The organism is Streptomyces gardneri (genome assembly GCF_006539185.1).
Taxonomy (GTDB): domain Bacteria; phylum Actinomycetota; class Actinomycetes; order Streptomycetales; family Streptomycetaceae; genus Streptomyces; species Streptomyces gardneri.
This window is the reverse complement of the sequence record NZ_BJMN01000010.1, coordinates 181,534-193,655: the sequence shown is the minus strand read 5'-3', so window position 1 is coordinate 193,655 and position 12,122 is coordinate 181,534. Positions and strand designations below refer to the sequence as shown.

Genomic DNA, 12,122 nt, shown 5'->3' with positions numbered 1-12,122 from the left:
CCGGCGCTGTCACCCGTGGTCGTACACCCCCGGTCCGATGTCCCGGCCGAGGGCGCCCCTCTACGATCACCGCATGTCCGCCACTCCGTCAGCGCCGTTCCTCAAGAGGGTCACACCGGGCGGCTGGGCCGCCCTCGCCTGGCTCGCGGGCCTGCTCTTCACCGGTCTCCTGCGCCTCCGGCTGCCGGGCCAGGACGAGGCGGACGTCCTGCCCGGCGTGATCCTGCTGCGCTGGGACGGCGTCACCACCCTGCTCGTCGCCACCGCCCTCGCGCTGCGGGGCTGCGCGCTCCTGACCCGCCGTCCGGCCGCCGCGCTCCGGTGCCTGCTCGTCGCCGCGGTCGTCGCCTGCACCCCGCTCGGCGTCAACGCCATCCCGTTCGCCCAGTACCTCGCCGTCGACGTCGCCCTGTACGTCATCGCCGTCGCCCGGCCGCCCCGCGAGGCCGTCCAGGCGCTCCTCCTCGCCCTCGGCGTCCTCGCCGGCTACGTGACCTTCCGACTGCTCCGCGACTGGAACGTCGGCACCACCACCGAACTCGCCGTGGCCCTGACCGCCGTGGTCGCCTGGCTCCTCGGCCGTTCCGAGCACCAGAGCCGTACGTACGCGGAAAGCAGCCGCGCCCAGGCCGCCGCGCAGGCCGTCACCGCCGAACGGCTGCGCATCGCCCGCGAGATGCACGACACGGTCGCGCACAGCATCGGCATCGTCGCCCTCCAGGCGGGCGCGGCCCGGCGCGTCATCGACACGCAGCCCGAGGGCGCCCGGCAGGCCCTCGCGGAGATCGAGACGGCGAGCCGCGAGACCCTGGCGGGACTGCGCCGCATGCTCGGCGCCCTGCGAACCGCGGATCGGACCGACGCGGCCGCCACGACCGACGGCACGGGCATCGATGGCCCGGGCATCGGCACCGACGGCGCCGGCACCGACCGCACACCTGCCGGAATCCCCGCCGACCGCCTCGCACAGCCGTCCGGTCTGCCCGAGGCTCCCGGGCTCTCCGCGCTCGACCGGCTCGCCGAGGTCACGGGTGCCGCCGGGGTCCGCGTCACCGTCCGGCGGATCGGCGCCCCCTGCTCCCTGCCCCCGGACATCGACCTCTCCGCCTTCCGGCTCGTCCAGGAGTCCGTCACCAACGTCGTGCGCCACTCCGGCGCCGACGCCTGCACCGTGACCGTCGACCACGGGGACCCCGTCGCCGTCGCCGTCACCGTCGAGGACCGCGGCCCGGCCGCCGGCCGGGAGCGCGAACGCCCCGGCGGAGGCTCCGGTTACGGCCTCGCGGGCATGCGCGAGCGTGTCGCCCTGCTGCACGGAGAGTTCGCCGCGGGCCCCCGCCCCGGCGGCGGCTTCCGCGTCACCGCCCGACTTCCCCTCCCCACCGGCACAGGAGCCACCACCCGATGACCGAGCCCACCGCAGTGCAGCCAACGCCTGTGCCGCCCACCGGCCCCACCGGCCCCACCGGCCCCACCGGCCCCACCGGCCCCACGGGCCCCGTAGACCCCGTCGCCGTCGTCCGTGTCGTCCTCGCCGACGACCAGCCCCTCGTCCGCACCGCGCTCCGGATGGTCATGACGGACACCCCCGACCTCGTCGTGGTCGGCGAGGCCGCGAACGGCGCCGAGGCCGTCCGACTCGTCGAGGAGACCGGCGCCGACGTCGTCGTGATGGACCTGCGGATGCCCGGCACCGACGGCATCGAGGCGACCCGCCTCGTCACCGCGGGTCCCACCGGCGCCCGGGTCGTCGTCCTCACCACCTTCGACGACGACGACCACGTCTACGGGGCGCTGCACGCAGGGGCCTCCGGCTTCCTCGTCAAGGACATGGCCCTGGACGACATCCTCGCCGCCGTCCGGGTCGTCGCCTCCGGCGACGCCCTCATCGCGCCCGGCGTCACCCGCCGCCTCATCAAGGAGTTCACCGACCGCCCGCGACGGCCGTCCACCGCGCCCCGTCGTGGCACCGAGGGCATCACCGACCGCGAACGCGAGGTGCTCACGCTCGTCGGCCGCGGCCTCTCCAACACGGAGGTCGCCGCCGAGCTCCACATCAGCATCGCCACCGCGAAGACGTACGTCACGCGCCTGCTAGCCAAGCTCGACGCCCGCGACCGCGTGCACCTGGTCATCATCGCGTACGAGGCGGGCCTCGTCTCCGCCGCCTGACCCGGCTGCCGGGAGCGGTGATCACACGATCCGGTGATCTCCCCGTCACGGGCCGGACGGCGGCCCGCGGGCCGATTGGATGGAGGAGTCCCATCGGCCCGTCGAAAGAGAGCCGCCCATGACGAACATCTGGCTGCCGCCCGTCGAGTACGTCGAGACCCTGCCGAGAGCGACGGCGTACGCCTGCCTGTACTTCACCGACACGGGCGGCCGCCCGTTCCAGCTCCGTGCCTCCGACCGCACCGAGCTGTGGCAGTGGCCCGGCGGGAACATGGACCCGGGGGAGACCCCCTGGGAGACGGCCCTGCGCGAGTGCCACGAGGAGACCGGACTCGTCTTCACCGGGACGCCGCGTCTCCTCGGCACCCACTTCGTGACCGACCGGGGCGAGGAGTGGCCGGCCAACCACATCGGCTTCATCTTCGACGGCGGCGAGCTGACGGACGAGCAGATCGCCGCCGTCGTCCTCGACCCCGACGAGCACAGCGAGTACGGCGTGCGCAGCCTTGAGGAGTGGGAGCGCGAGATGCACCCGAGCGAGTTCGCCCGCCTCGCCGAGATCGACCGCGCCCGCAGGACCGGATCGACCGTGTACGTGGAGACCGGCGCCGTCACGTGACGACGGAGGTGGGGCCGCCCGCCCGGACGGCCCCACCGGCGCGGCGTCTCAGGCCCGGCAGCCGACCGGGTGGGCGATGTCGACGACGAGGCGCTCCGGGGAGTGCAGGGTGAAGGTCTTGAAGGCGGGCTTGGTGTCGAAGGCGGCCCCGATCGTGACCACACCCTCGAAGTCGCCGGTGAGAGCGAGCCCCTTGAGCGTGGGCAGATGGACCTTCAGCAGCCGGGGCCCCTGGTAGACGTTCCTTCCGTTGTCGTCGTGGGCGGCGGCGGGGGAGAGGGCGATCTCCAGGAAGTACTTCCCCGCGAGGGGGACCCGCTGCCCCGAGCCGTCGTAGTGCAGTGCGCTCGCCTGCCGGACGGTGACCGGGGGCACGGCGCCCCGTATGTCGATGACGATCCGGTCGAAGCCGGTGTGTCCGCCCCAGCGGGTGTTGACGACCTGGGCCGTGGCCGGTGGCGTCGACGCGCGGGACGGGGAATCGGAAGCACCTGCCGGGATCGTGGCGCCGATCCCGGCGGTAAGGAGGATCCCTGCGGCGACGGCCGCGAGAGTGTGACGGTGATGCATGACGTCCCCCAATTTCTCCTGCTCCGGGGACAGTGGTGTCACTGACAGAGACATCCATCCCCAACCATACGGTTCCGCCTGGTTTGGGGTAAAAGTGCGTTATGTGCTGGAGCGCGACGGCCGACCTCTGGGCGGGCCTCGGGATCGGCGCCGTCGGCCTGGTCTCGATCGCCTCCGTACGCCGCGCCGGGGACGTGCCGCTCGCCGCCCTGCCCCTGCTCCTCGGCGCCCACCAGGTCGTGGAGGCCGCCGTCTGGCGCTCCGGCGGGGGAGCGGGCCCCGCCACCCTCGCCTGGGCCGTGATCGCCCTGCCCCTCCTGCCCGTCTGGGTGCCGGTCGGCGTCCTGACCGCGGCGCGCCCCGCCGACCGGCGGCGCCTGGTCGTGCCGCTCGCGGCGGGCCTCGCGACCGCCGCCGTCCTCGCGTACCGCCTCGCGACCCGCCCGGTCACGGCCGAGGTCCGCGGACACACCCTCGGCTACGTCGTCGACCTGCCGCACGCGGCCCTGCTCCTCGCCGGCTATCTCCTCGCCACGGTCGGTGCGCTGCTCCTCGCCCGCGACCGGATCCTGCGCCTGCTCGGGCTCCTGGCCGGCGCCGGAGCGGTCGTCTGCGTGCTGCTGTGGCGCACGGAGTTCGTCTCCACGTGGTGCGCCCTCGCCGCCGCCGCGTCGCTGGTGCTCCTGGTCTGGGTGAGAAGTCGGGCGTAACCCCTCGCCGCCTCAGTAGTTGACCAGGGCATGAAGAAGCGCAGCATGCTCGCCATCGCCTCCCTCGCCGCAGGCGTCGTCACGGCCCTCGTCACCCCGGCGCCGCCGGCCAGCGCCGCGGAGAACCCCCTCGGCGGCGCCACCGGCCTCCTCCAGGAGGACCAGGGCGTCGAGACCGTCACCCAGACCGTGGACACCGTCCAGGGCGCCGGGAGCGCCCTCCAGCCGCCCCGGGCGGGCGGGCTGCTCTGACCTTTCCCCGGACCGTGGCCCCCTGTGCCCCGCGCCCCCTCGGTGGCGCGGGGCACAGGCGCGCCGTGACACGGGAGGAGGCAGCCCGTGCGCGCGCCGTGCGCGAGTAATGACAGGATGTCCCCATGAGCGACAACGTTTACTTCGACATCACCATCAACGACGAGCCCGCGGGCCGGATCACCTTCAAGCTCTTCGACGACGTCGTCCCGAAGACCGCGCAGAACTTCCGCGAGCTCTGCACCGGCGAGCACGGCTTCGGCTACGCCGGCTCCCCGTTCCACCGCGTCATCCCGCAGTTCATGCTCCAGGGTGGCGACTTCACCCGCGGCAACGGCACGGGTGGCAAGAGCATCTACGGCGAGAAGTTCGCGGACGAGAACTTCAAGCTGAAGCACGACCGCCCGTTCCTGCTCTCGATGGCCAACGCCGGCCCGAACAGCAATGGCTCGCAGTTCTTCATCACCACGATCGTCACCGACTGGCTCGACGGCAAGCACGTCGTCTTCGGCGAGGTCGTCGAGGGCCAGGACCTGGTCAAGAAGATCGAGGGCCTCGGCTCCCGCTCCGGCGCCACCAGCGCCACCATCAAGGTCTCCGAGTCCGGCATCGTCAAGGTCTGAACGGACGCTTGATTCAGAGGCCGGATCAGCAGCGCTGATCGGTAGCCTCGGCGGAGTTCGAGCAGAGGGCCACAGGCCCTCGCTCACCCGCACGGCGGGGCAGGGGAGTGCCGTCCTCGGGACGCGCCGCTCCCCGCCCCGGCCGACGCGGCCACGCGCCGCACCTCCGACGGCCGACGCCTCCGGCCCGGCGCCGTCGCCCGTTCCGCCTCAGGCGAAGGCGAACGCGTTCCGCTTCGCCCACGCCGAGAACGGGCGCGGCGCACGCCCCAGGACCCGTTCCACGTCCGGGCTCACACGCTGTTCCTCCGCGCTGGGCTCGCCCAGCACCGACAGCATGCCGTCGACGGCGTCCTCCGGCAGGAACCGCACCAGATGCGCCCGAGCCTCGGCCGCGCTCTGCACCACGAACTCCACCGGCTCGCCCACGGCTTCGGCGAGGTCCCGCGCCTGCTCGCGCGGCGACACCCCGACCGGACCCGTCAGGACGTACGTGCGTCCCGAGTGCGCCGGATCGCGCAGCGCCGCCGCCGCGACCTCCGCGATGTCCGCCGGGTCCACCACCGGCAGTGCCACATCGGCGAACGGGGACGCGACCGTCCGCGCGGTGCGCACCTGCTCGGCCCAGAGGTACGCGTTGGAGGCGAAGCCGCCGGGCCGCAGCACCGTCCACTCGAGACCCGACTCCCGTACGGCCGCCTCGAAGTCACGGAGGAAGGCGTGGGACACGGAATCGTGCCGCGTGCCCACCAGCTGGGAGGACTGGAGGACGAGGCGCCGCACCCCGCCCGCCAACGCCGCCGCCACGATCTCGCGCGGCCGCAGGGTGTCCCCGAGGCCCGCGACGAGCAGATAGACGGCCTCGGCGCCCTCGAACAACTCCTTGAGGCCGTCCACATCGGCCAGATCACCCCGCCGGTGGACCACACCGGCGGGCAGCCCGTCGGCGGGCCGGCGGCTCACCGCCGTGACCTCCTCACCAGCTGCGGCCAGTGCCTCCACCAGCGGTCGTCCGACGTTTCCGGTCGCTCCGGTCACCACGATCACAGCAGTTCCCCTTCCGAGGGTCCGCGGCGGTGCGCTGGCGCCCCGCCGTCTTCGTGACCTCATCCTGGAAGGGGAACTGGCCACCTTCTGGCCAGTTTCACGGACGGTTTCTCGGATGGGTTCCTCGGGGTGGGTCCCTCGGGCACCGACTCCTCGGAGACCGACCGGGCCGCTAACTCCCTTCGCCGAAGCGGCGCTCGAACTTCGCGATCCGGCCCTCGGAGTCCACGGTCCGGGCCGTGCCGGTGAAGAAGGGATGGCTCTCGGAGGAGATCTCCACGTCGATCACCGGGTACGTCTCCCCGTCGTCCCACTCGATGGTCCGCTCGCTGGTCGCGGTGGACCGGGTCAGAAAGGCGTACCCGGCCGACCGGTCCCGGAAGACCACGGGTCCGTACTCGGGCTGCTTGTCCTGCTGCACGTGTCCTCCTCGGGCTTCCGCCCTGACTCGTTCGCCCCGACGTGATCGTCTCGGCTAGTCCGGCCTGATCCGGCACGGCACCCCCAGCCTCCCCGGGCCCGTCGTGGCCGACCAGTGCCACGGGCCCGACCGGGTGACGCCGCGCCGTGGGCTCAGCGGGCCTCCGGCCAGCGGGCGGCGAGGAGCAGCGCGATGTCGTCAGGCCTGGCCGTGGCCTGCCTGGCCTCCCTGATCAGCCGGTCCGCCGCGTCCGAGAGCGCCATCGAACCCGTCGAGGCGAGCGCCTGCCGCAGCCGCTCGATCCCCTCGTCGATGTCCGTGCCGGGCCGCTCGACCAGCCCGTCCGTGAACAGCGCGAGGACGTCCCCCTGGTCGAGCCGCAACCGCGTCACGGGATACGAGGCCCGGTCGTCGACCCCCAGCACCACTCCGCCCGCCAGCTCCACCAACCGGGTCGTCCCGTCCGGGCGCAGCAGGAGCGGCTGCGGATGCCCGGCCCGTACGGCCCTGGCCTCTCCCGTACCGGGGTCGAGGAGCACGTAGCAGCAGCTCGCGAACTGGCCGGGATCCAGGTCGATGAGGAGCCGGTTGGTCCCCCGCATGACGTCCTGCGGCCGCTGGCCGCCCAGCGCGAAGGCCCGCACCGCGCTGCGCAGCTGCCCCATCGTGGCCGCCGCCGCCACTCCGTGCCCCTGGACGTCACCGATCACGAGCGCCAGCCGGTCGTGCCCCGTCTCGATCACGTCGTACCAGTCGCCGCCCACGTCCATGCCCTCGGTGCCCGGCAGATAGCGGCCGACCGTCTCCACCCCGGCCAGCACCGGCAGTTGGTGCGGCAGCAGCGCGTCCTGGAGCCCCCGTGCGACCGCCGATTCCGTGTCGTACCGCTGCGCCCGGGACAGGGCCTGCGCGATCAGGCCCGCCAGGGCGGTGAGCACGGTCCGCTCGTCCGGGCTGAACGTCCGCGGGCGGTCGAAGCCGAGGATGCAGGAACCGACCGGCCGCCCCGAGGCGATCAGGGGCAGGAAGGCCCGGGCTCCCGTGTGGGCGTCGAGCGGGAGACCCGGGTACTCCAGCCTCAGCTGGTCCATCGACTCGAAGAAGAGCGGCCGGCCCGTCGTCAGGGTCTCCACCCCGGGCACCCGGGAGTCCAGCGTGACCCCGTCGAAGGGTTCGAGGAAGCCCTGCGGGAAGCCGGTCTCCCAGGCGAGGTACAGGCGTCGGTCGCTCAGCAGATAGATCGCCAGCTGCCGTCCGCCGAAGGCCGGCAACAGCTCCTCCGTCACCACGGCCGACACCTGGCGGGCCGTCACGGCCTCCGAGAGGGCGATCGCCAGCGCCACCGGCCGGTACAGGGCCGCCGCCCGGTCGCCTTCGCCTTCGAGGTCGTCGTCGCCCGCGTGGACCGGATCTTCCGCACGGCCCGCTCCGTCCGGCCCGTCGGGACCGTGCGCCCTGCCCGGGCGGTCCGGCGCCGCGTCGGGCGCGAGCCCCGCCGGGTCCTCCTCGGGGACGAGGACCATGGTCACGCCGTCCCGCCCCGGATGCAGCGAGACCGTGAGCCACCGGCCCCGCTCAGGACGGGCCAGGAAGCGCACCGGCTCGTCGGAGAGCAGCGCGGCCCGGAGCTGCTCCTCGTGGAAGGGGAGGCCGAACCAGGGCAGCGCCTCCCACAGGGGCCGCCCCGCGAGCGCCCCGCGCGGCCGGCCGAGGAGCCGCTCCGTACGTTCGTTGAGGTACGTGATCCGGCCCAGCCGGTCGATCGCCAGGATCGCCCGGGGCAGCCGGTCCGTGGCGTCCGAGCCGACCAGGCCCGTTCCCAGGTCGACGAGCGTGCCCGCGAGCCGCCCGCTGGTGCGGGGCGGGCCCCCGTCCTTGTCCGGCGTGTCGCGCCGGGCCGTGGCCGACACCTCCAGGAGGTGCAGTCCGCCGTCCGGACCCTTCAACCGGACCCTGCGCACGGTGGGCCGACCGTCCTCCCCGGTCGCCTGCAGCGCTGCCGCCCACAGCGCGTACGCGTCCTCCGCGTCCAGCCGCGAGGTGAGCACCTCGATCGAGCAGGGCGAGGTCACCCCGGCACCGAGAATCTCCCGCAGTCCGCCGTCCATGGTGACCGTGCCCGAGTCCAGGTCCCAGTCGAAGGAACCGAAGCGCACGGGCGGCGCGGAACCGGACGAGAGCTGTACGCAGATGGGGTCACCGTTCCACTCGGCCCGGGGCCCGTGAGCCGTGAGGGAGGCCAGCGTCTCGCCGAGCCGGACGGCGGCGCTGGCCATCCGGCCCCGGTCCCGCGCGCTCACCCCCTCCCCGCGTCTCGGCGCCCGCAGCGCCACGAGCACCCCGAACCGCTCGCGACCCGCGACCACGGGTGCGTACAGCGAGGCGAAGGGGAACGGCAGGCTCGCCACCAGTTGAGGGAACCGGCGCATCGCGTCGTCGACGTCGTCGAGGTAGACGGCCTGCCCCGAGCGGTGGACCTCCGCCACCGGGAACGGCCGGTTGGCATGCATCCGCCACCACGGACGGAACAGCGGCCCCGGCAGCCCCACGAGGATCGCGAGCCGAAGCAGACCGGGTGTCTCCGACCGCAGGTACACGCCGCCCGCGTAGCCGCCGACCGATTCGACGGCACGCAGCGAGGTCTCGGCGAGGGCCCTGGTCAGCGCGCCGGAAGCGGGCCCGTCGGCAGCCCCGTACCCGGACGGACGCCCGGTACCGCCCGCCGGGCCGGGGCCGGACGTGCCGTGCGAGGTCACACAGCAAGGATGCGCCTGTCGGGAAAGCCCCCGCATCTCGGGCACGGCGCGCGAGGCCGTCCGAGCGCCCCGTACGCACCTCCCGCCCACCCGGCCTTGTTGACCGCACGCGCTCGCACCGTCACACTCGGTCGTCGACCAATAGCGCCGTCGCCGACGCGCGGCGCCACCACCTCGCTGCCAGGGGGCACGATGACGGGCCGGGTTCTTCCGTACGACGTTCAAGGCGAAGGCCCCGGCCGGGCCCTCGTCCTCCACAACTGGTTCGGCGACCGCACCAGCTTCGCCCCGCTGCGCGCCCATCTCGACGACGCCGCCGGCACGTACGCCTTCGTGGACTGTCGCGGCTACGGCGAGGCCCGCGACACCGAGGGCACCTACACGATGGAGGAGGTCGCCGCCGACGCCCTCGCCGTCGCCGACGACCTCGGCTGGGACTCGTTCTCCGTCATCGGGCACTCCATGGGCGGCAAGGCGGCCCAGCTGATGCTCCTCGACGCTCCCGACCGGGTCCGCTCGCTCATCGGCATCTCACCGGTCTCCGCCGCGGGATTCCCGCTCGACGGGGAGACCTGGGAGCTGTTCGCCGGCGCCGCGGGCTCCCCGGAGAACCGGCGCGCGATCATCGACAACACCACGGGCGGCCGGTACGACGACGCCTGGCTGAGCGCCCTCGTCGAGCGTTCCGTCAGCCGCTCCTCGGAGACGGCCTTCCGCGCATACCTGGACTCCTGGTCCAAGCCCGACTTCCACGAGCGCGTCCGCGACAACCCCACCCCCGTGCTCCTCGTCGTCGGCGCCCACGACCCGGCGCTCGGCACCGAAGCGATGGAGGCGACCTGGCTGCGCTGGTACCCGAACGCGCGCCTCGAAGTGCTCAAGGACGCGGGCCACTACGCCCCCGAGGAGACCCCACAGGCCCTCGCCGAGGCCATCGAGGCCTTCCTCGCGGCCTGACGGGACCTTCCGCGGTGTCACCGGGGACTTCCGTCCCGGGTGACACCCCGGTCGTCGGGCATCCGACCGGTGTACGGGTGCGCAGACGCACCGGCCGGAGGACCGGAAGACCGGAAGGGCGGGAGACACGTGGTGGCACGGGCCGAGAGGGAGCAGGGCGCGGGCGGACGCGGCGGCGAGGACGGCCGGGGCGGTGAGGCCCGGGGCGTCGTCCTGGTCGGGGCGGACGGCTCCGACTCCGCACTGCACGCCGTGGAGACCGCCGCCCACGAGGCACGCGCACGTGGCACGCGGCTCACCGTGCTCCACGCCTTCATCTGGCCGCTGCTCAGGGTCCCCCTCGGCCCGTCGCCGTACGGGCCGCCGGACGGCGGTCTGCGGCAGCAGGCCCAGGGAATCGTGGACGGCGCCGTCGCGCACGCGCGCGCGTGCGCACCCGGCATCGAGGTCACCGGGGAGGTCCTCGCGGGCGAACCGCTGACGATCCTCGCGGCCCGGTCCGCCTCGGCCGAGCTCGTGGTGGTCGGCAGTCGAGGCACCGGCGCCTTCAGCGGCCTGGTCCTCGGCTCGGTGGCCGTCCACCTCGCGGCCCACGCCGCCTGCCCGGTGCTCGTCGTCCGGGGGAGTGGGAAGCCGGGCGGGCCCGTCGTGCTGGCGGTCGACGGGTCCCGCGACTCCGAAGCGGCCGTCGACTTCGCGTTCGCCGCGGCGGCGGCCCGCGGCGCCGAGCTGCGCGCCGTGCACGCCTGGACGCCGTCCTCGGGCCCGGCCGACCTGACTCCGCTCTTCCACGGGACGGAGGAGATCCGCGGTGAGGAGGAGCGCGTCCTCGCCGCGGCGCTCGCGGGTGCGACGGCGAGGTGGCCCCAGGTGTCCGTCGAACGGCGTCTCGTCCGCGGCAGGCCTCGTCCGGTCCTCCTGGAGGAGAGCGCCGGCGCTCAGCTCCTCGTGATGGGAGCGCGGGGCCGGGGCGGCTTCGCGGGCCTCCTGCTGGGCTCGGTCAGCCAGGCGCTGCTGCACCACGCGGAGTGCCCGGTGGCCGTCGTCCGTGGTGACGCCGGTGGAGCCGGTGGCCCCGACGACGCTCGTGACGCCGCCGAATCCCGTGATGCCGCCGAATCCCGTGATGCCGACGCATCAGGGGTCGCCGTCGGCCCCGGTGGCTTCGGCGACCGGCGGGGGTGACCCCAGCGGGGACAACTCCATCCGAAGGTCGACGGGACCGGCGACTTTCGAGGACAGCGGCGGGCCACCGCCGCATCGGATCATCGTGCTCACATCCCCACGGGACGGTCGCCGACGGACCGTCCAGGACCGGCAGGAGCACTACCGATGGGCCTCGCGCAGTCGCAGCACCGCTTCCTGGTGCGGCAGAAGATCACCCTGATGGCCAACCAGTACGTGGTGCACACCATGGGCCCGGACGGCGAGGAGGCCGAACTGGTCGCCTTCGCCCACCAGAAGCGGATGGCCCTCAAGGAGCACGTCACCTTCTACACCGACGAATCCCGGCGCCAGGTCCTCTTCACCTTCCGGGCCCGGCAGGTCATCGACCTCGGTGCGACCTACGACGTCCACGGCGCGTCCGGCACACGGCTGGGCGGCTTCCGCAAGGACTTCGGCCGGTCCCTGCTGCGCAGCACCTGGCACCTGGACCGGGAGGGGGCGTCCCAGGAGACCACCGGACAGGAGCGGAACCGGACCGTGGGGATCCTGCGGCGCGGCTGGGAGTTCCTCCCCTTCACGGAACTGCTCCCCTTCGTCGTGCCGTACCACTTCGACTTCGCCGAGGCCGGACGCCACGTCATGTCGGTCGAGAAGCGCCTCGGAGTCCGCGACCGGTACGTCGTGGACATAGCCGACGCGGAGCTCGACCGGCGGCTCGCGATAGCCCAGGCCGTCGCCCTCGACGCCCTGCAGTCGCGCTGACCTGTCCCGTCGGAGCGACCCGTCTACCCTGGAGAGACGGGCAGGGGGCGGCGCACACCGTTCCTC

At 73.7% G+C, this 12,122-nt stretch carries 13 protein-coding genes; 9 read left to right on the top strand and 4 right to left on the bottom strand.

Features of this window, described 5'->3' with window-relative positions; genetic code table 11:
• The first annotated feature begins 73 nt into the window (after positions 1-73).
• The 3 genes from SGA01_RS07565 to SGA01_RS07550 all read left to right on the top strand — a co-directional run bounded on the left by SGA01_RS07565 (position 74) and on the right by SGA01_RS07550 (position 2,791).
• Entirely contained in the window at positions 74-1,408 is a 1,335-nt protein-coding gene (locus SGA01_RS07565; protein ID WP_141294564.1) for a sensor histidine kinase, read from the top strand.
• Positions 1,405-2,172 carry a response regulator gene (locus SGA01_RS07555; RefSeq protein ID WP_268257676.1) on the top strand — a complete coding sequence of 256 codons (768 nt, stop codon included), beginning with the start codon at positions 1,405-1,407 and terminating at the stop codon, positions 2,170-2,172. The genes SGA01_RS07565 and SGA01_RS07555 overlap by 4 nt, the downstream gene beginning before the upstream one ends.
• A gap of 118 nt (positions 2,173-2,290) precedes the next feature.
• Positions 2,291-2,791, top strand: coding sequence for an NUDIX domain-containing protein (locus SGA01_RS07550; protein WP_141294563.1), 501 nt, complete (start codon positions 2,291-2,293; stop codon positions 2,789-2,791).
• 48 nt (positions 2,792-2,839) lie between these two features.
• On the opposite strand, the gene SGA01_RS07545 is transcribed toward SGA01_RS07550, so the two are convergent.
• Positions 2,840-3,361 carry an AMIN-like domain-containing (lipo)protein gene (locus SGA01_RS07545; RefSeq protein ID WP_141294562.1) on the bottom strand — a complete coding sequence of 174 codons (522 nt, stop codon included), beginning with the start codon at positions 3,359-3,361 and terminating at the stop codon, positions 2,840-2,842.
• A gap of 101 nt (positions 3,362-3,462) precedes the next feature.
• On the opposite strand from SGA01_RS07545, the gene SGA01_RS07540 reads away from it, so the two are divergent.
• The 3 genes from SGA01_RS07540 (at position 3,463) to SGA01_RS07530 (ending at position 4,946) form a co-directional block, all read left to right on the top strand.
• Positions 3,463-4,071 carry a DUF6629 family protein gene (locus tag SGA01_RS07540; protein WP_141294561.1) on the top strand — a complete coding sequence of 203 codons (609 nt, stop codon included), beginning with the start codon at positions 3,463-3,465 and terminating at the stop codon, positions 4,069-4,071.
• A 30-nt stretch (positions 4,072-4,101) separates the two neighbouring features.
• Positions 4,102-4,323 (top strand): hypothetical protein, encoded by a 222-nt coding sequence (locus SGA01_RS07535; protein WP_229918278.1) that lies wholly within the window; start codon positions 4,102-4,104, stop codon positions 4,321-4,323.
• A 125-nt stretch (positions 4,324-4,448) separates the two neighbouring features.
• Entirely contained in the window at positions 4,449-4,946 is a 498-nt protein-coding gene (locus SGA01_RS07530) for a peptidylprolyl isomerase (RefSeq protein WP_141294560.1), read from the top strand.
• Positions 4,947-5,156: 210 nt separating this feature from the next.
• Here SGA01_RS07530 and SGA01_RS07525 read toward each other — a convergent pair whose 3' ends face one another.
• The 3 genes from SGA01_RS07525 to SGA01_RS07515 form a co-directional block, all read right to left on the bottom strand.
• Entirely contained in the window at positions 5,157-5,993 is an 837-nt protein-coding gene (locus tag SGA01_RS07525) for an NAD(P)H-binding protein (protein ID WP_141294558.1), read from the bottom strand.
• Between the two features lie 172 nt (positions 5,994-6,165).
• Positions 6,166-6,414, bottom strand: a complete 249-nt coding sequence (locus SGA01_RS07520) for a type B 50S ribosomal protein L31 (RefSeq protein ID WP_055639612.1) — start codon at positions 6,412-6,414, stop codon at positions 6,166-6,168.
• A gap of 152 nt (positions 6,415-6,566) precedes the next feature.
• Positions 6,567-9,170, bottom strand: coding sequence for a SpoIIE family protein phosphatase (locus SGA01_RS07515; protein WP_229918277.1), 2,604 nt, complete (start codon positions 9,168-9,170; stop codon positions 6,567-6,569).
• A 192-nt stretch (positions 9,171-9,362) separates the two neighbouring features.
• Here SGA01_RS07515 and SGA01_RS07510 point away from each other — a divergent pair, with 192 nt between their 5' ends.
• The 3 genes from SGA01_RS07510 (at position 9,363) to SGA01_RS07500 (ending at position 12,056) form a co-directional block, all read left to right on the top strand.
• Positions 9,363-10,127 (top strand): alpha/beta fold hydrolase, encoded by a 765-nt coding sequence (locus tag SGA01_RS07510; protein ID WP_141294554.1) that lies wholly within the window; start codon positions 9,363-9,365, stop codon positions 10,125-10,127.
• A 213-nt stretch (positions 10,128-10,340) separates the two neighbouring features.
• Positions 10,341-11,312, top strand: a complete 972-nt coding sequence (locus SGA01_RS07505; protein WP_174867230.1) for a universal stress protein — start codon at positions 10,341-10,343, stop codon at positions 11,310-11,312.
• A gap of 147 nt (positions 11,313-11,459) precedes the next feature.
• On the top strand, positions 11,460-12,056 hold the full coding sequence (locus SGA01_RS07500; protein ID WP_141294550.1) for an LURP-one-related family protein: 597 nt from the start codon (positions 11,460-11,462) through the stop codon (positions 12,054-12,056).
• Positions 12,057-12,122: the final 66 nt, after the last annotated feature.

Bases quoted from the DNA above. Each gene is read 5' to 3' on its own strand.
- SGA01_RS07535 (WP_229918278.1), top strand. From the start codon at position 4,102: ATGAAGAAGCGCAGCATGCTCGCCATCGCCTCCCTCGCCGCAGGCGTC.
- SGA01_RS07555 (WP_268257676.1), top strand. From the start codon at position 1,405: ATGACCGAGCCCACCGCAGTGCAGCCAACGCCTGTGCCGCCCACCGGC.
- SGA01_RS07540 (WP_141294561.1), top strand. From the start codon at position 3,463: ATGTGCTGGAGCGCGACGGCCGACCTCTGGGCGGGCCTCGGGATCGGC.
- SGA01_RS07550 (WP_141294563.1), top strand. From the start codon at position 2,291: ATGACGAACATCTGGCTGCCGCCCGTCGAGTACGTCGAGACCCTGCCG.
- SGA01_RS07565 (WP_141294564.1), top strand. From the start codon at position 74: ATGTCCGCCACTCCGTCAGCGCCGTTCCTCAAGAGGGTCACACCGGGC.
- SGA01_RS07530 (WP_141294560.1), top strand. From the start codon at position 4,449: ATGAGCGACAACGTTTACTTCGACATCACCATCAACGACGAGCCCGCG.
- SGA01_RS07545 (WP_141294562.1), bottom strand. From the start codon at position 3,361: ATGCATCACCGTCACACTCTCGCGGCCGTCGCCGCAGGGATCCTCCTT.
- SGA01_RS07500 (WP_141294550.1), top strand. From the start codon at position 11,460: ATGGGCCTCGCGCAGTCGCAGCACCGCTTCCTGGTGCGGCAGAAGATC.
- SGA01_RS07510 (WP_141294554.1), top strand. From the start codon at position 9,363: ATGACGGGCCGGGTTCTTCCGTACGACGTTCAAGGCGAAGGCCCCGGC.